Source organism: Gardnerella sp. DNF01199S, from assembly GCF_049244155.1.
GTDB classification, from domain to species: domain Bacteria; phylum Actinomycetota; class Actinomycetes; order Actinomycetales; family Bifidobacteriaceae; genus Bifidobacterium; species Bifidobacterium piotii.
Genome location: NZ_CP058380.1, coordinates 1126492 through 1144164, shown reverse-complemented (window position 1 = coordinate 1144164; position 17673 = coordinate 1126492). Strand labels below are relative to the sequence as shown.

Here is a 17673-nt window from a genome sequence, read left to right as displayed (position 1 = left end):
AGTCTTTCCCGCATACGCGGGGGTGATCCCTGGCAGGCGGAAGCGCAATATTTTGTTAATACGTCTTTCCCGCATACGCGGGGGTGATCCCTCACGATTAAGTTTTTGAACCACTTTGAACCAGTCTTTCCCGCATACGCGGGGGTGATCCCTCAGCATTATGCACGCCTTGAGCAGGCATAGTGTCTTTCCCGCATACGCGGGGGTGATCCCAAGGAGCAAAAATGATCGTAGCGCCTAACGCAGTCTTTCCCGCATACGCGGGGGTGATCCTGAAGAAGGCGACGAGGAAGAGCTGGCGGCGGAGTCTTTCCCGCATACGCGGGGGTGATCCTCAATGACACCGTAGAAACGAATCAACAGCACGGTCTTTCCCGCATACGCGGGGGTGATCCTATGAATGGTGGTTTTGGATTATGACCGACAATGTCTTTCCCGCATACGCGGGGGTGATCCCGTATCATACTTTCCGTGTTTTGTCCTTATTGGGTCTTTCCGCATACGCGGGGGTGATCCCAAATCGCGCGCCATACGCGAGCGCAGCACACAGTCTTTCCCGCATACGCGGGGGTGATCCCGATAACCAGCCAGAATAAAAAGACAATAAGGAGTCTTTCTCGCATACGCGGGGGGGATCCCACGTCAATTTTCATATTTTCCAAGCCATTTGTGTCTTTCCCGCATACGCGGGGGTGATCCCCAGTAGACTTGCAATCGCAACAAGTATTTCCAGTCTTTCCCGCATACGCGGGGGTGATCCTAATACATCGCGCGTAGAAGTGACGCGAATCGAGTCTTTCCCGCATACGCGGGGGTGATACTATATAAATATTGTGATACAGTATAACCAGCGTGGGGACCTCGGCAACCAGCTTTCAAGACTGGAACATCAGTCTGAGGAGCACCCCACGTTTTTCAGTTTTTGCAACGATTGAGCGAGAAAAGAAAAAAGGGTGGCGCGTTAATACCTTGTTCTCAGTTGTGGAAAATAAGAGAGGAGTGAAAAGCTAATGGATATGATGAAAATTTGTTATGACATGGTTGAGAAACTCCGTCCATATGCAGAACCTAACATGGATAATCTCTCTAAAGAAGCAGCCAATAGTGCTATTCGAGCGGGCGAACCGTCTATTGCAATTGATTATTATTTAGTAGAAGCATGGATGCACAAGAGCGCACCTAAAGAGTTGCTAATAGAAGCCTATAACCTGCTAGATCCTTATGAATGCGGCGATGATTATGACGATATAGCAGACGATTTAGGTGTACCGCGTAAAGTTCATTCACCAGATGAATAAAGAATAAATTTTATATTAAATTAACAACTATCAGATTTTAGCCACCTTGCAAAAGGTGGTAAGCAATTAAAAGTATGCGCGTTAATACCTTGTTCTCAGTTGTGGAAGATAAGAGAGGGGTGAAAAGCTAATGGATATGATGAAACTTTGTTATGACATGGCTGAAAAACTTCGTCCCTATGCTGAGCCATATATGAGTGAATTTTCCAAAGAATTTGCTAATGATGCTATTGACGCAGGAGAACCGTCAGTTGCAATTGATATTTATTTAGTAGACGCGTGGCTGCACAAGAGTGCGCCTAAAGAGTTGCTAATCGAAGCTTATAATTTGCTAGACCCTTATGAATGTGGTGATGACTACGACGATATAGCAGACGATTTAGGAGTCCCGCGTAAAGTTCATTCACCAGATGAATAAATAAATTTTGGTCTATAATCCTAGAACCTATAACCCTAGAAAATATGCTTAGAATGAAAATTGCGAGGGATCCCCTCGACTAACAATCTGACGTAAACGGCAGCTGCGAGGCCCTCGCGTTACATTCATTATAGCGTTATTTTTTAGAATATCCAATGTAACAGGGGATCCAATAAATACTATTGTTCAAAAACGTTTATCTAGAGAAGATACGAAGCTAAATTGCGTTTGCATAATAGAAAACGAGAAAATTGACTATTGCAAAAGAGCTGGTCATTCCCCCAAACCAACTCGTTACGAGATTAAGGGTAAGGGGAGCCCCAGCTCTCAATTTAATTCTATCATATGTGTCTTTCCCGCATGCGCGGGGGTGATCTCTATCGTCATTATTATGATTTAGCTAGATTTATGATAAAATAGTAAGCGCAAGTAAAAAAAACGGGGGTTCCAACCAAATGTGCTGGCTAGAACCCCTAGCCCCAATCTTTCCACACGATTATGAGTAAAACAAGAGTATTAGGCATTATTTCAGCCATCTGCGCTATTACCGCGGTAACAAACGTTATACTGCAAGTGCCATTCGCTGGTATCGGATTCACTCTAGCTGCTGGCATTGCTGGCTTATCTGCTGGCTTAACGGGCAATAGTAAAGAAAAATAGGGTTATAATCCAAAATAAGAGCTAATTGCAAAATCTGTAGTTATACTAACAAACTTATACTCGCAGCTCTCTCGCGTAGTCTTATCTCGCGGTGCTACGCGTAGCCGTCTACTTAGCTCTATTTATTACTTGATACCCGTGTTTAATTAGCACAGATTCGAGTTGAGAAAGATACGCGAGCGCTGCAGGAGAAAGATTCGTGCGCTCATTCTTAATCCACCCAACAAGCATTGTTTCTTCGCAGTCCAGCGGAATGGTCACGATTTTCTCGTTATTCAAGTCGCCATTGTCGATTCCAGTGCAAATCGTAAAACCATTAAGACCAATAATAAAGTTCAAAATGGTTGCGCGGTCTGTAACATTAATCTTTTTAGGCGGGTGCTGAGGCCAAACTGCCTCCTCTGTAAAGAAGAAGCTACCATCCTCACCCTGCTCGTACTGAATAAATGGATATGGTCGTAAATCATCCAAAGTAAGCTTCTTGCGATTTGCGAGCGGATTGTTCCTAGAAATAAAAACGTGCAAATTAGCGCGGAAAAGAGGATGGAACTCAAGATGCTTTTCTCGAAGCATTTTTCCAATAACGTCTTTGTTGTAGTCGGAAAGATAAAGCAAACCAAGGTCTGCGCGCATTGAAGTCACTTGATTAATAATGTTCTTTGTGCGAGTCTCCCTTAGTGAAAACTCGTACTCGTTAGAATCTATGCTGCGAATCATGTCTACAAAAGCCTCAACAGCAAACATGTAATGCTGAGTTGCAACACTGCAAAGCTGCTTCCTTGGCTTAGTGCTGTTGTAGCGCTCTTCTAGCAAATCTGCCTGGTCTAAAACTTGGCGCGCGTATGTTAAAAACTCAGCTCCGTCAACCGTTAATGCAATTCCTTGAGAAGACCTTGTAAAAATCTCGATTCCAAGCTCTCGCTCCAGCTCTTTTACGGAAGAGCTTAACGCTGGTTGTGAAACATAAAGTTCGTGCGAAGCTTCGTTCATAGATCCACACTCTACGATTTTCACAATGTACTTTAATTGCAGCAGCGTCATTATTAAGAGCCTTCCGATTTTTGGGATTTATACTTGACTATTTCCAACTATTACAACTATAACAACTATAAACTAACGCCTATAATCTTGCGATTAACGCTTATAGTCTAATAATCTAATGCCTACAAACTTGCGACTTTGGCTTAAAGACTGCAATCTAATGCTTGCAATCTAAAGCCTATAATCTAACGCCCAGCGATGCCAAATCTTTGCGAGCTTGTTCGGTAGTAGTAAAAACAAACCCATGCATTCCAACGTTATGCGCGCCATCGATATTTACTGGCTTATCGTCGAAGAAAACAGTTGTTTGCGGTTTTAACCCAAATCTGCTCATAGCAAGATCAAAAATTTCGGGCTGTGGCTTATGTAATTTTTCAACGCCAGAAATAACCGTACCCTGTAAAAGTGTGTTCAATTCTGGGAATTTACGCAATGCTAGTGGGAAAGTTTCTTTAGACCAGTTAGTCAATCCCCAAACGCCGTAGCCAGCTTTGCGCAAATCGTGCAATAAATCAACCATTCCAGGCATCATGCGTGTAAGAACTTGATCGTAGTGTGCGCAATACCATTGAAAAGCGTTGCTAAGATCCTTGCCAAATCGCCTATCGTATTCTGGCAAAAGGTCTTTTAGTAGTTCGCCGCCGTCCATTCGGTCTTCAAACTCATAAAATCCAGCCAAATCGTCTTTTCCAAAAGTGCCATTAGGGCAAATCGTGTCTACCAAATCTGGGAACTGTTTTTGCAAGCAATTTCTGCAATTCCACTCGAGCAAAACTTTGCAATAATCGAACATTACGTCGTGAATTTCAACAGATTCTGCATTTTTATTTGTGTTGATATTTTCGCTTGTCATTTTTCTTCTTTCACTAATCAAGATTCATTAAAAATCCAAGAGCATAAGGCAATGCATCAATAATATCGCTTGCGACTATTGGATGCTCAATATTTTCGTAATTTTTGTAATTTGCGCAATTATTGTAAACGCTTTTTTCATACGACTTTGCATACGATCTTGCAGCCAAATTTGCAGCCAATCCATGGATTACAGCCGCGCTAGCAGCGATTAATGCGTAGTTTGCATTTTGATTTAGTTCACAATTGTTCTGTGCAAGAAGCGCGCCTAAAAGTCCAGCAAGAACATCTCCAGACCCTGCGGTTGCAAGCCAAGATGGGCCATATTTGCAAGTAAATATTGGCAAGTTCAAGTTCTTTGCAGACGCAACAACAGTTGTAGAGCCTTTAAGAAGAACAGTTGCTCCAGTAAGATTTGCCGCTTTTTGAGCGAATTCTACAGGATTTTTTGCAATATTTTCCGCGCTAAAATCAAGGTTATAACGTTTTAATAGCTTGCTTAATTCTAAAGCATGAGGAGTTAAAACAACTTTTTCACAAACTTTTTTAGGCAGTAAATCAAGCGCTCCAGCGTCTACGCATACAGGCGGTAGGTTTGTGTTTTCTTGATTTTGTGCGCTACATGCGCTATGTGCGCTATATGGTTTAAGCAAGTCTAAAATATAGTCTCGTTGCGATTTTGTTGAATCATCATTGCAATGCTCATAATCTGGGATTCCAGATCCAACAGTTATAGCATTGACTTTTCCTTGCAAGCAGTCTGAAACAACGGCTTCTGGAACTGCTTGTAAAACAAGATTTTGCGCTCTAAATGGCCCCGCGTAGCGAACCATGCCAATGTTGCTGCGTGATGCAGATTTTGTGCTTAAAACAGCCGCTCCTGGGTATGCGTTTGATCCTGTTATTAATCCAAGAACGCCTCTAGAGTACTTATTGCTCGATTCGTTTGGTTTTTTTAAGCATTTGCTAGCATCTTTTACATCTATACTGGCTGTGTTTAGAAGTGGAGTCATATTTACGATTCTAGTGAATATATGCGATTGTTGATTGTGTGCGATTGTTGATTATGCGTGATTATTGCTTGATAGTAGTGACAATTTTGCGTTCCTATACATCATTTATTGGCAAATCGCAAGAAAGGTCGCAAGAAAAATCGCAATTATATCAAACAAAAAAATTGCGACACGCTGTTTTGTAAAAAATTCCGATAATTTTTTGTGATTTTATTGACCAAGCTTTTTATTTTTTCTATGCTTAAAGCGTTATTGCTAACGATAATCTTTCCTAATTACAAGATTAAAAAAGATAGCACAAGTTAAAGTGCTTAAGGAAAAAACAAAAAAATCGCAATAATGTGAATTTCAATAATGTAAATTCATATATTCCGGAAAGGAAAATAGTGAAAACTGCACGAATTTTTGCCACCGCAGCCACCGCCGCTTTGCTAACTGTTGGCTTGTGCGCATGTGGATCAACAGCTAAGACAGCAGATCAAAAGACTAACGGCAATCAAGTAAACGTAGTTGCAACAACCACGCAAATCTGCGATTACGTAACTCAAATCGCATCCACTGCAGATGCAAAATCTGGATTAAGCCTTAATAAAACCGATTCTCAAGGCAAAAAGTCTGTGATTGGCGCGCCAGCAAACAAAGCAAAGTCAACAATCAACCTTACATGCTTGCTTGCTCCAAACGCATCTGCTCACGAGCACGAGATGACTCCAGCCCAATCCAAAGCGCTTTCTAAAGCAGATTTAATGCTTGTTTCTGGAGTAGATCTTGAGCACTTCTTAGATCAGGCTGTAAAAGCTACTGGATTTAAGGGCACAATGGGTGTAACTTCGGGCATTCTTACCGCAGACGAAATCAAGGATTCCAAAGCGCAAGCTGCTAAAGAAAAGAATCTTCCTTACAAGATTGACCGCGGTGTTGAAAAGGTTCATGCCGAAAAGTGGCCATTCCCACCAGAAGAAGGCGAGAAGGAGCCAGAATTCCAGTATGATCCACATATTTGGACCAGCACTAAGAACACTATGATTCAAGTCAAGAATATTGGTAACTTCCTTGGCAAGGCTCTTCCAGAAAGCAAGTCAATCTTCGACGAGCATGTTGAAAAGTTTGTTAAGTCGCTTACTGATTTGGATTCTTGGGCTACGGAAGCTTTGAACAGTGTGCCGCAGGAACATCGCGTACTCTTTACTTCGCACGACGCATTCGGATACTTCTCGCGCGACTACAACGTTAAGTTTATTGGCGCAGCGCTTTCTGACTTTAACAGCCAGCAAGACGCAACCGCAGACCATATTAAGGAAGCTGCAGAAGCTGTTAAAAAGTCTGGTGCTGTAGCAATCTTTGCCGAAAACTCCAACAATTCCAAGTCAATTAAGGCCGTTGCTGCTGCTGCAGGAGTAAAGGCGATTATTGGAGACGATGCGCTTTACGGCGATTCGCTTGGTCCAGTTGGCTCGGCTGGCGAGACATATATTGGTTCTATTGTTCACAACGTTCAGACTCTTGTTAAGGCTTGGGATGGCAAAATTCCAGACCTTCCAGAATCTGTAAAAGATGCGCTAAAAAAGTAGTTAATATGTAGCTACAGAAGTGGCGGAAAATCATAAATCACTACAAAAGTAGTTACAAGAAGGTTAATTTATAGTGAATAAGGGCGTTCTCGCAATGAAAGATTGCGACTTAGCGTACGGTTATAAAACTGTTGTTACTGGTCTTAACGGAAGTGTAGAAGCTGGAGAGGCTTTAGCTTTGATTGGGCCTAACGGTTCTGGAAAAACAACGTTTTTGCAGGCGATTATTGGTATTGTGCGAGTGAGTAATGGAAGCTTAACAATGCCAAAAACGGTTTCAATAGGCTATGTTCCTCAACAAGTTGATTTGGATTTGACTTTTCCAATCACCGCTCGTCAAGTTGTAGCAATGGGCTTAAGTAGGCAAACTGGATTTTTTGGTTTGCTTAAAAAAAGTCAGAAAGAAGCTGTTGAGAGCGCTCTTAATCATGTTGGTTTGCTAGATAGAGCAGATGTTAGATTTGGCGATCTTTCTGGAGGCCAGCGTCAGCGAATATTGCTTGCACGCGCTATTGTTGCGCGACCTACGTTGATTCTTTTAGACGAGCCTTTTAACGGATTAGACGAGCCGAATCGAAAAGAATTGCTAAACATTATGAAGTCCGCTAAAGAAGAGGGGATTTCGTTTATTGTGTCTACTCACGACTTGGTAATCGCGGACGCGATTTGCGAAAAAGCTCTGCTTTTGGCTGGTCGTCAAGTGGCTTTTGGGCCTCTTAGAAAAGTCATGACTAAAGAAAACATATCTTTGGCTTATGGCGGAAGTATGCCAGCTGCAAGTGCGGGTCTTACTTTGAATCAATTAGCAAACAAAGATGATTCGTTAAATGCTTCGTTAAATGCTTCGCTAGATGATTCGTTAGATTCTGCTTTAGGAGACGAATCCAATGCTAGCTGAATTGGTTGAGTCTTTGCGCAAAATCCTCGAGCCTATACCAGGATTTGACTTTATTGCGTCCGCTCCCTACATTTTTAGGCCTTTCTGTCTTCTTATTGTTCTTGCGGTTGCTAGCGGAATAGTTGGTGTGTTTGTTAACTTAAGATGCGCCGAGTTTAATGCGGAGGCTTTGGTTCACGGGATTTTTCCTGGAATCGTAGTCGGAGCGTTATATGGAGGAATTGGGCAAATCATTCCAGGAGCTTCGATTTGCGCAATTTTTCTGGTCGCAGCTCTTGTGTGGGCATCTAGGTCTCAAAAAATCAACGAGTCAATAATTGCAACAGTTTTAACAACATTTTTTGCGCTTGGAATCGTAATATCTCTTAAAAAGGGAGATATGTCTGGCCAGCTAGAAGCGCTTATGTTTGGACGTTTACTAGATGTTACAGACGATAGAATGACTCAAGCAATGTTTATTTGTTTATTTGCAATCGCATTGCTTGCGCTAACTTGGAAGAAGCAAATTGTTGTTGCGTTTGACCGCGCTAGTGCTCCTTTAATGGGTGTTAATACTTTACTTGTAGATATTGTTCTAAACGTTGCAATTGCAGCTGTTGTAGTTTCTGCATCTTCGGCTGTTGGCGTACTTCTTGTTATTGGATATCTTGTGATTCCTGGAGCTAGCGCAAGATTGGTTGCGCGCACTGTTGGGCGTATGGTGGCTGTTGGCGTTGCTGTTGGTATTTTTGGCGTTTTATTAGGCATGTACGCTATGAACTTGGAGCTTGATCACCCAGTTTCTCCTCAAGCTGCAGTTGCGCTAAGTATTTGCGCAATGTTCGTAGTCGTTTTGATTTTAAGATTCTTATACAGAGTTACATACGCGTTAGTGTTTTCTAAAAAGAAAAAGTCTAGCGCAATAGAGGCTGGTGGAAAGTAATAATGGTAAGTATTTGGCAAATTATTGCTCTTCCGATTGTAGAAGCAATCGCCGTTGGAGCATTATGCGGTTTTGTTGGATCTTTGGCTTTGCTTAATCAGCGTATTTTCTTCACCGAATCTATAACTCACGCTGCTTTTCCAGGAGCTGTAATCGGAGTTGTAGTTACATCTGTTTATACGATTGACCAAAACGTTTTATCTATTGGTCTTTTTATCGGCGCTGCTTTGGCTTGTATTGTTTTGTCTTTTATGATGCATGTGCTTTCTAAACTAAAGGGCATATCTTCTCAAGCTTCTGCTGGAATAACTCTTACTGTTGGTTTTGCTAGCGGCTACTTTTTGAACAAGTGGTTTGCTCCTCTTCCATTGCGCATTGAAGGATTTTTAACAGGGTCATTGCTTAATTGCACTCCTGCAGACGTGATTTTTGCGATTATTGCATTCGCTCTTGCACTAGGATTGTGGAGTTTTAATAGTGCTAATTTGATTCATTGCTCTTTTGATCCAACAAATTACAAAGCTTTAGGAGGCAGAAGCGGATTAATGCAAGGAATTGTTCTTGCGCTAATAATAATTACGGTTTCGGTAATTATTCCAGCTGTTGGAACTGTTGTTTCGGTATCTTTAATCGCAGCTCCTGCAGCAGCACTTAAAAGCAGAATGCGTTCCATTAACAAATTTGTGTTTGCGTGCGTATTGTCTTCTATTTTTATAGCGCTTTTAGGACTTGCCTTAGCTGTGATTTTAAGACTTTCTGCTGGCGGAACTATCGCGATTTGCGCTGGATGCTTCTTTTTAGTTGTAAAGCTTAGTGAAAGCATCTTTTTGAAGATTCATGAGATTTATTCTAGTTTTTGCAAAAAATCGTTGTTAAAAAGTCGCTCTGTTGTTCTAGAGTAACAGAGAATTGCGCGTGAAAAATGCGTGCGATTGACGTCGTTTTTGCGCGTTTTATTTATGTTTAATCGCGTAAGTTTATCGACGCCACACAAGTCCAGGTCTGCACATTAGTAACGCAAGACCCCGATAGAAAAGGACAATTATGGCTGAAAATACCATCTCCATCACCGTAAATGAGGAACGCAAGGAGGTGGATGCAAGCTTCACTGGCGTTGAACTTTTCGCGGAAGATAAGAATATTATTGCCGTGCGTTTAAATGGCGAGTTGCGTGATTTGTACACGCCTCTTCATAACGGCGATACCGTGGAATCAGTAGCCCTTGATAGTGAAGATGGCATCGCAATCATGCGTCATTCCGCTACTCACGTGATGGCTCAAGCTGTTCAAGAAATTCGACCAGACGCAAAGTTGGGCGTAGGTCCTGTAATTAAAGACGGCTTCTACTATGATTTCGATGTTGATACTCCATTTACGCCAGACGATTTGAAGCAAATCGAAAAGCATATGCAGCGCATTATTAAAGAGTCTCAAAGCTTCCGTCGCCGCGTTGTAACAGAAGATGAAGCGCGCGAAGAAGAAGCAAATCAACCTTATAAGTTGGAGTTGATTGGAGATAAGGAAGCGGCTCTTGATCCTGCGGCTGCTGGCGAAATCAGCAAGCATGAGCTTAGCATGTACGACAATTTGGATCGCGAAGGAAACAAGGTCTGGAGCGATTTGTGCCGTGGACCTCATTTGCCAAATACGCGTTATATTAAGGCTTTTAAGCTTGAGCGTGTAGCTGCAGCTTACTGGCGTGGTTCGGAGCATAATCCTATGCTTCAGCGCATTTACGGAACTGCATGGCCTAGCAAGGAAGAGCTTAAGGCTTACACAACTCGCATGGAAGAGGCTGCTAAGCGCGATCATCGTAAGCTTGGTCAAGAGATGGATTTGTTCTCATTCCCAGACGAGATTGGCCCAGGCTTGGCAGTGTTCCATCCAAAGGGTGCTGCGATTATTAACGCAATGGAAGATTATTCCCGTGAGCAGCACAGAAAGCATCATTACAGCTTTGTGCAAACTCCGCACATTACTAAGGGCGGCTTGTACGAGACTTCTGGCCACTTGCAGTGGTACAAGGATGGCATGTATCCTCCAATGAAGCTTGACGAAGAGCGCGACGAAAACGGTAACGTAACTCGCCAGGGTGCTGACTACTACTTGAAGCCAATGAACTGCCCAATGCATAACTTGATCTTCAAGTCTCGCCAGCGTTCGTACCGCGAGCTTCCTTTGCGTTTGTTTGAGTTTGGTACAGTGTATCGTTACGAAAAGTCTGGCGTTGTGCATGGTTTAACTCGCGTGCGCGGATTGACTCAAGATGATTCGCATATTTACTGCACTCGCGAGCAAATGCGCGATGAGTTGAAGAGCTTGCTTAACTTTGTGCTTGGTCTTCTTAAAGACTTCGGTTTGAACGACTTCTACTTGGAGCTTTCCACTAAGGATGAGCACAAGTTTGTTGGTTCCGACGAGATTTGGGAAGAAGCAACAAACACTTTGGCAGAAGTCGCTAAAGAGTCTGGTTTGGAACTTGTGGACGATCCAGGTGGAGCTGCATTCTACGGACCTAAGATTTCTGTGCAAGCTCGCGATGCAATCGGCCGCACTTGGCAGGTTTCTACTATTCAGCTCGACTTCAACTTGCCTGAGCGTTTTAAGTTGGAGTACATTGCAGCTGACGGTAGTCACCAGCGCCCTGTAATGATTCACCGCGCACTCTTTGGCTCTATTGAGCGCTTCTTTGCTATTTTGCTTGAGCATTATGCAGGCGCGTTCCCAGCATGGTTGGCTCCAGTTCAAGTGACTGGCGTTCCTGTTGCAGACGAGTTCGCTCCGCACTTGCAAAAGTTTATTAGCGATTTGGAAGAGAATATGGTTCGTTGCGAAATGGACAGCTCCGACGATCGCTTTGGCAAGAAGATTCGTAACGCTTCCAAGTCTAAAGTGCCTTTCACTTTGATTGCTGGCGAAGAGGATGTAAACAACAATGCTGTGAGCTTCCGCTTCCGTGATGGTAGCCAATTGAACGGTGTTCCAGTTGCACAAGCTAAAGAGTGGATTTTGTCCATTATTAAGCAGCGCGTTCAAGTGAATACTGCAGAAGATTTTGAGCACTATACAAAGTAGCATTCGCGATGCAACTTACGTAGCATAAATCAAAGTAAGTCAACACAAAACAAACCCGCACTTCTTAACGTTGTGCGGGTTTATTCTTTTTATTCTTGATTTATTACGAGTGACTTAGTTACTTAAGCAGAGCGCGAATTGCTTCGATTTGCTCGCTATTAACTTGACTTGCAGGCTCGCGAACAAGCGTGCTAATTGGCAATCCATTAAGATTTACAGCAGCTTTAATCGCAGAAATAAACAAGTCGGTAGTATTGTAAACTGCCATCAAATGGCTGATTCTTTTAGCACATTCAATAAGATGCGCAAAGTCGCCAGCCTCATACGCTTTATGCAAAGATGCAAAAGTTTCTGGCTCTACATTAGTAAGACCACAAATCACGCCATTCCCTCCAGCAATCCTGTTAGGAGTGTAGTACTCATCAAAGCCAGAGAAAACAACAAAATCTGGGTTTACGCGTCTAGTTGCATCAATCATTGCGCGAGTATGGCTTATAGTATCTACAGTATCTTTAATACCAACAATATTCGGGTATTTTTCAGCAAGATTTGCAACTAAGCTTGGTGTTAAATCGCTGCCAGTTCGAGCAGGGAAGTTGTATAGAATAACAGGCAAGCTAGTTGCGCTCGCAATTGCTTCAAAGTAGCGTTCTGCGGTTGGTGCAGTTGGTCCAAAGTAATATGGAGATACAGCTACAACAGCGTCTGCTCCGCAACTTTGCGCAAACTTAGTAAAGTCAAGTACTTCGTTAAGATTAGTGTTTCCAACGCCTATAAGAACTGGAACTCTGTGATTAACGTGCTCAATAGCAAACTTAGCAGCTTCCTTTTTTACGCTAAGCGGGTATGCGTAGAACTCGCCAATGCTGCCAAAAATCAATATGCCATTAATCCCAGCATCAATCAGATGGTCTAAGTGCTTTGCCCATAAGTCGTAGTCAATGCTTCCGTCATCTTTGCTTACAGTTATTGATGGGCAAAAAACGCCCTTAAAAGCATGCAAGTCGAGCTTTGCGCTATTAGAAGTAGTCATAAAATTCGTCCTTTTATTTAATTATTTTGTGTATTTAATTATGGGGCATAAGACTTTAACTGGCAAAATCTTACACCCCATAAGCAATGATTACTAAAATCGACTATTAAAATCGACTATTCAAATAACTTAATTAATTACAGTTTAATACCATACGCCTTCTTTGCATTATTCATAAAGAAATCTTCGTCGTCGCCGAAAAGCTCCACCATTAAGTCAAGATGCTGCTTAAGCGAAGAATTCAACTTAACAACTGGCCAATTAGAGCTAAAGAGTAGGCGATCAGGGCTAAATGTGTCTTTTACAAACTTAACAATATCTGGATTTACTGGATTATCTCCAGAAATCTTAATATAGCTGTGTGGAAGCTTTGCAAACGCACGCAAAGCAGCGCATGAATCCTCGTCTAATCCTGGAACATTGCCCAAATGGTTTAGAACAACAGTAACTTCTGGAACTTGCTCAAAAGCTTTAGCCATATCGCCAAGCTCTTCGCCACGATTGCAAAGCTCGAAAGGCATGCCCTTCTTTGCCATTGCCTTAAGACCACCAATAAACGAAGGCTCTAGGCAGCGTCCGCGTGGCTCGCTTGGAATGTGAAGAGGCTCGCGAATGCCAGTTGCGTTAATTGGTACACGCATAAATGGATCCAACGTAACTCTAAGCATTTTAGCAAGAATCTTAGGATTAGGATTTTCTCCAATAAGCCTATCTTCTAGCTCATGGTCTGCAGCATCAACCTCAACGTATACGCCGCCGAGGAAGTCAACTCCCAAATCCGCATACTCTTTTTCTAGCTGCTCTAACGTAAAGGTGTGGTTTAGCTTGTCTAAGCCATCTAGCCAAGGCAAGACTTGCTTTGTTGGATCCCAAATATGAAAATGGGAATCTAAAATACGAAGTTGAGACATAATAAACTTTCCTTTCTAAAGTCTTTCTAAAGACTTTCAAATAAAGACTTTGTAGTTCTTTGCAAATCACTTAGCTTCTACAAGACCAATCTTGGAACCCCACAATGCGTACCAAGCTACATACAAGAATCCTGGAACGGTGAGCAACACTGCAACCTCAATGCCAGCAAAATCTTGTACAAATCCAAGGAATAGTGGGATTATAGCTGCGCCAACAACACTCATAATCAAAGCGGAAGAGCCAGTCTTTGCAGCAGAGCCATGAATTCCCTTTAAGGTAAGTGAGAACACGGTTGGGAATCCAATAGACACAAACAGGTAGGAGATAATGTAGGCCACTACAGAAATCTTGCCGAGTCCAAGGAATGCTACAAACATAAGCGCTGCGCTCAAAACCATGTAGATTCCAAGAATCTTATCGCTATCAAACTTTGTCATAAGAGGCGTTGTAATAAAGCGACCAAGGGTGAACATTAAGGAAACGATTGCAAGCATAGACGCCGCAATACCAGTTGTTACTCCAGCACCCCAATGCTTAAGAGCAAACGATGAGAACATTGCCATTCCAACAACCTGAAGGCCTACAAATACAAATTCTGCAATAACGCCAAGTGTAAAGTATGGCTTCTTAACAAGATGCAAGAATGAAGAATCGCCCTTATTTCCTTGATCTGCCTCAACATCTCCTGGAGGTGTAGGAAGCTTAAAGCAGAAGAAGATTGCAATAACCGCAATAAGAACAATGCCAATAACAATGTAAATCATGCGAGTATCGCTAAGGAACTTCGACTTAGCAAATTCAAATCCTGGTTCGCCTTGCTTAACGGTTTTACCAATAATGTTGCCAAGAATAAGCGGGCCAACAATGCTGCCAACGCCGTTAAAGCTTTGTGCCATGTTGATTCTAAAGGATTCGCCCTTTTCGTCGCCAAGCTTTGTAATGTATGGGTTGCAGTTTGTTTCCAAAGTTGCAGCACCAAGAGCAATAATAAACATTGCTATAAGGAACATAACATAGCTTGCTGTAGCGGTTGCAGGAATTACAGCAAATGCGCCGATTGCAAAGAGTGCAAGACCGCTAATTACGCCGCCCTTGTACCCAAAGCGCTTTGCGATTAAACCTGCAGGAATAGCCATTACAAAGTATGCGCCAAAGTATGCAACCTGAAGCAGCGCTGCTTCTGTGTTGTTTAGATTTAAGTAATGTCCAAATGGGGAATTAAGAGCATTGACCAAATTCATGGTCAAACCCCATACGAAGAACAAAGATGTTACCAATACAATGGCAATTATAGTTTTTGAGCTACTTTTGTTATTGTTAACAACCACGTTGTCGTTTTCTTTTGTAGTCATCGTCACTCCCGTGTGAGAATAATTCAAAGAGTTTAAGATTTTAAGTTCTTAAATGATTTTGTGCAATGGTGCGCAAGCACACATTTTGCATTGCGCACCATCGACTAGTTAAATTGCATTAATCTTAAATTTGCATTTGTGATTTAAGACAAAGCGCGATCAAGATGCACGTAGCCGCCATCAACGAATACCCACTGACCAGTGGTGTGCGAAGAGCGATCAGAAAGCAGGAATGCAGCTTCGTTTCCAATCTCTTCCGTGGTAGTCATGCGGTTTTCCAGAGGAATCTTGTCGGTAATAACCTTCAAACGAGCCTGCTGAGCGGCTTCATCGCCAAAGGTCTTAATCCAATCGGCATACAGTGGGGTCCAGCATTCGGAGACAACAATCGCATTTACGCGCACGCGGTCATGAATAAGTGCTGCAGCCCATTCGCGAGTCAAGCCCAAGATTCCACCCTTTGCAGCAGCGTAGGCACTGGTCTTGCCCTGGCCAGTTAGAGCAGTCTTAGAAGAAATGTTCACAACAGCGCCGTGGCTTTCCTTTAAGTACTTTACAGCAGCGTGAACAGTCTCGTAGTAGTGAGTAAGGTTTCCGTGAATCGACTTCTCGAAGTCGCGCCAAGAAGTGGATTCCAAATCCTTGTTGTCGTTAACGCCAGCGTTGTTTACAATGCCGTCAATATGACCATACTTCTTGTATGTTTCTTCAATAATTGGAGCGATTTCGTCCGTGTCGTTTAAGTCGAGAAGATAAACATCGTAGTTCTTTGTGTACTGCTCAATATCTTTGCGGAATGTCTCTTCTGCAGGGTCTGCGCGGTTAATAACTACTGGAATTGCGCCCTCTTGTGCAAGCTGAAGCGTAATGCCCTTACCAATTCCCTTGAATCCACCTGTTACGATGAAAACTTTGCCTTCCAAATGCAAATCCATAATGAACTCCTTTGTTAAATGATGTGGTTTGCTTTTTGATTATTAAATTATGAATCTTGATTGTTTAATTAATAATTGCTTAATCAAATAATTGCTTGATTAAAGTGGCTAGCAATTTAAAATAAACAGATTAATGTAAACTGCTAGCCACAATTGCATAACTATCCGCGATAAAGATACTTTTCAGCCGTTTCCAGCGTCATTTCAGTGCCATTACCTGGGGCAGTTGGTGCAACATAATTACCATTCTTGATTTGTGTTGGATGCACAAAGTGCTCGTGCTGATTGTCTACGTATTCAATCATGCGGCCTTCCTTTGTGCCAGAAACTGCAACGTAATCAAACATTGCAAAGTGGCATACGGCTTCGCACAATCCAACGCCACCTGCGTGTGGGCAAACTGGCTTGTTAAACTTACGAGCAAGCAAGTATTCGAGAACAACTTCTTGTGGACCTGCAACTCGAGTTGCGTCGATTTGCATGATTCCAAATGCGTTTGCTTGCAAGTATTGCTTGAACATGATTCTGCTTTGCATTTGCTCGCCAGTTGCCACAGGTATTGGGTTGATTGCGCGAGCAATTGTTGCGTGGCCAATAACGTCGTCTGGGCTTGTTGGCTCTTCTACCCAAGCTAAGTCGAAGTCGTGGAAGCGATTAATCCAAGTGATTGCTGTTGGAACATCCCATACTTGGTTTGCGTCTACTGCAAGGCGAACATTTGAGCCGATTGCTTCGCGAGCGAGTGCGAGTCTTCTCAAATCGTCATCTACATTTTGACCAACCTTAAGCTTAATTTGCTTAAAGCCTTTAACTTGCGATTCTTCCTTAGCGATTGCAACCATTTTCTCATCGCTGTAACCGAGCCAGCCTGCGGCAGTGGAGTAGCCTGGGTAGCCGTTTACAAGCAGGTCTGCAATTCGCTCTTCCTTGCCTTTTTGGCCATCTTGCAAGAATTCGATTGCTTCTTCTGGCCTTAAAGCATCGGTCATGTAGCGGAAGTCGAGCGTAGAGACTAATTCCTTTGGATCCATCTCGGCAAGCAAGCGCCACAAAGGCTTTCCAGCTCGCTTTGCTTTAATATCCCACAATGCGCTCAAAATAGCGCCAATTGCCATGTGTTCTACGCCTTTTTCTGGGCCTAGCCAGCGAAGTTGTGAGTCGTGAACAAAAAGATCCCATGCAAGACGCATGTTGTCTAGTAATTCTTCTACATTCCTGCCAATAAGCACTTGAGACATGGAGTCGATTGCTGCGCAAACAACATCGTTTCCGCGGCCAATCGTAAATACAAATCCAACGCCTTTGATGCCATCGTCTAGGCTTGTTTTGATTTCTACGTATGCGGATGAATAATCTGGATCTTTGTTCATTGCGTCGGATCCAGAAAGTGTTTGCGACGTAGGGAATCTAAAATCATAGGTTTTTACTGATGTAATTGTACTCATAACGATTTGTGCTCCTTTGCTTTAAGATCGTTGTGACCTACATTTGTAATTTTATATCAAAAGAATAGAAAAATGTTGTAGTTTGGGTAGAAATTTTCGTAAAGCTATTTTTGCGAATATTTCGACAATGGCACAATGTGATAAATGTCATATTTTTGATTCTTTGAATATTGAAAAATTGAGCTTTGTAGTAAGGAAAATCGCGCATTTAGTCCGCGCTTTGTTTGCGACTAATGGCAAATAATTTT

Annotated in this window: 16 protein-coding genes and 1 CRISPR repeat array (1 of these 17 only partly in view); of the genes, 7 read left to right on the top strand and 9 right to left on the bottom strand. The window is 42.6% G+C overall.

Features of this window, described 5'->3' with window-relative positions:
- A CRISPR array of direct repeats spans positions 1–821; the repeat unit is 28 nt; unit sequence GTCTTTCCCGCATACGCGGGGGTGATCC; it reaches 304 nt to the left of the window's first position.
- Between the two features lie 189 nt (positions 822–1010).
- Both HXT45_RS04550 and HXT45_RS04545 read left to right on the top strand, forming a co-directional pair.
- The gene (locus HXT45_RS04550) at positions 1011–1298 is read left to right on the top strand and encodes a hypothetical protein (RefSeq protein WP_421781422.1); all 288 of its coding nucleotides are present in this window, start codon (positions 1011–1013) and stop codon (positions 1296–1298) included.
- 193 nt (positions 1299–1491) lie between these two features.
- Positions 1492–1716 (top strand): hypothetical protein, encoded by a 225-nt coding sequence (locus tag HXT45_RS04545; protein WP_421781420.1) that lies wholly within the window; start codon positions 1492–1494, stop codon positions 1714–1716.
- A 473-nt stretch (positions 1717–2189) separates the two neighbouring features.
- Here the strand turns inward: HXT45_RS04545 and HXT45_RS04540 are convergent, their stop codons facing one another.
- From HXT45_RS04540 to HXT45_RS04525, 4 genes are all read right to left on the bottom strand, one after another.
- The gene (locus HXT45_RS04540; RefSeq protein ID WP_172540188.1) at positions 2190–2360 is read right to left on the bottom strand and encodes a hypothetical protein; all 171 of its coding nucleotides are present in this window, start codon (positions 2358–2360) and stop codon (positions 2190–2192) included.
- Positions 2361–2484: 124 nt separating this feature from the next.
- Positions 2485–3417: a LysR family transcriptional regulator gene (locus HXT45_RS04535; protein ID WP_248901264.1), complete on the bottom strand. Its 933-nt coding sequence runs from the start codon at positions 3415–3417 to the stop codon at positions 2485–2487.
- 178 nt (positions 3418–3595) lie between these two features.
- The gene (locus HXT45_RS04530) at positions 3596–4270 is read right to left on the bottom strand and encodes an HAD family hydrolase (RefSeq protein ID WP_421781417.1); all 675 of its coding nucleotides are present in this window, start codon (positions 4268–4270) and stop codon (positions 3596–3598) included.
- Positions 4271–4283: 13 nt separating this feature from the next.
- Positions 4284–5282 (bottom strand): ADP-dependent NAD(P)H-hydrate dehydratase, encoded by a 999-nt coding sequence (locus tag HXT45_RS04525; RefSeq protein WP_421781415.1) that lies wholly within the window; start codon positions 5280–5282, stop codon positions 4284–4286.
- 386 nt (positions 5283–5668) lie between these two features.
- Between HXT45_RS04525 and HXT45_RS04520 the strand changes: the two genes are divergently transcribed.
- The 5 genes from HXT45_RS04520 to thrS all read left to right on the top strand — a co-directional run bounded on the left by HXT45_RS04520 (position 5669) and on the right by thrS (position 11748).
- Complete coding sequence (locus HXT45_RS04520) at positions 5669–6853, top strand: metal ABC transporter solute-binding protein, Zn/Mn family (RefSeq protein ID WP_018617515.1); 1185 nt, start codon at positions 5669–5671, stop codon at positions 6851–6853.
- 94 nt (positions 6854–6947) lie between these two features.
- The gene (locus HXT45_RS04515) at positions 6948–7751 is read left to right on the top strand and encodes a metal ABC transporter ATP-binding protein (RefSeq protein WP_421782307.1); all 804 of its coding nucleotides are present in this window, start codon (positions 6948–6950) and stop codon (positions 7749–7751) included.
- Positions 7741–8673 carry a metal ABC transporter permease gene (locus HXT45_RS04510; RefSeq protein ID WP_421781412.1) on the top strand — a complete coding sequence of 311 codons (933 nt, stop codon included), beginning with the start codon at positions 7741–7743 and terminating at the stop codon, positions 8671–8673. The genes HXT45_RS04515 and HXT45_RS04510 overlap by 11 nt, the downstream gene beginning before the upstream one ends.
- A 2-nt stretch (positions 8674–8675) precedes the next feature.
- Positions 8676–9575 carry a metal ABC transporter permease gene (locus HXT45_RS04505; protein WP_101889359.1) on the top strand — a complete coding sequence of 300 codons (900 nt, stop codon included), beginning with the start codon at positions 8676–8678 and terminating at the stop codon, positions 9573–9575.
- 142 nt (positions 9576–9717) lie between these two features.
- On the top strand, positions 9718–11748 hold the full coding sequence (gene thrS / locus HXT45_RS04500; protein ID WP_128832096.1) for a threonine--tRNA ligase: 2031 nt from the start codon (positions 9718–9720) through the stop codon (positions 11746–11748).
- Between the two features lie 118 nt (positions 11749–11866).
- On the opposite strand, the gene HXT45_RS04495 is transcribed toward thrS, so the two are convergent.
- The 5 genes from HXT45_RS04495 to HXT45_RS04475 all read right to left on the bottom strand — a co-directional run bounded on the left by HXT45_RS04495 (position 11867) and on the right by HXT45_RS04475 (position 17425).
- A complete protein-coding gene (locus tag HXT45_RS04495) occupies positions 11867–12781 on the bottom strand; it encodes a dihydrodipicolinate synthase family protein (RefSeq protein ID WP_020758180.1) in 915 nt (304 codons plus the stop codon).
- 137 nt (positions 12782–12918) lie between these two features.
- Positions 12919–13692 (bottom strand): amidohydrolase family protein, encoded by a 774-nt coding sequence (locus HXT45_RS04490; protein ID WP_016800650.1) that lies wholly within the window; start codon positions 13690–13692, stop codon positions 12919–12921.
- Positions 13693–13758: 66 nt separating this feature from the next.
- Entirely contained in the window at positions 13759–15045 is a 1287-nt protein-coding gene (locus HXT45_RS04485) for an MFS transporter (protein ID WP_020758179.1), read from the bottom strand.
- A gap of 143 nt (positions 15046–15188) precedes the next feature.
- Positions 15189–15980, bottom strand: coding sequence for an SDR family oxidoreductase (locus HXT45_RS04480; protein ID WP_016635378.1), 792 nt, complete (start codon positions 15978–15980; stop codon positions 15189–15191).
- Between the two features lie 161 nt (positions 15981–16141).
- Positions 16142–17425 (bottom strand): enolase C-terminal domain-like protein, encoded by a 1284-nt coding sequence (locus HXT45_RS04475; RefSeq protein ID WP_421781408.1) that lies wholly within the window; start codon positions 17423–17425, stop codon positions 16142–16144.
- Positions 17426–17673 lie beyond the last annotated feature (248 nt).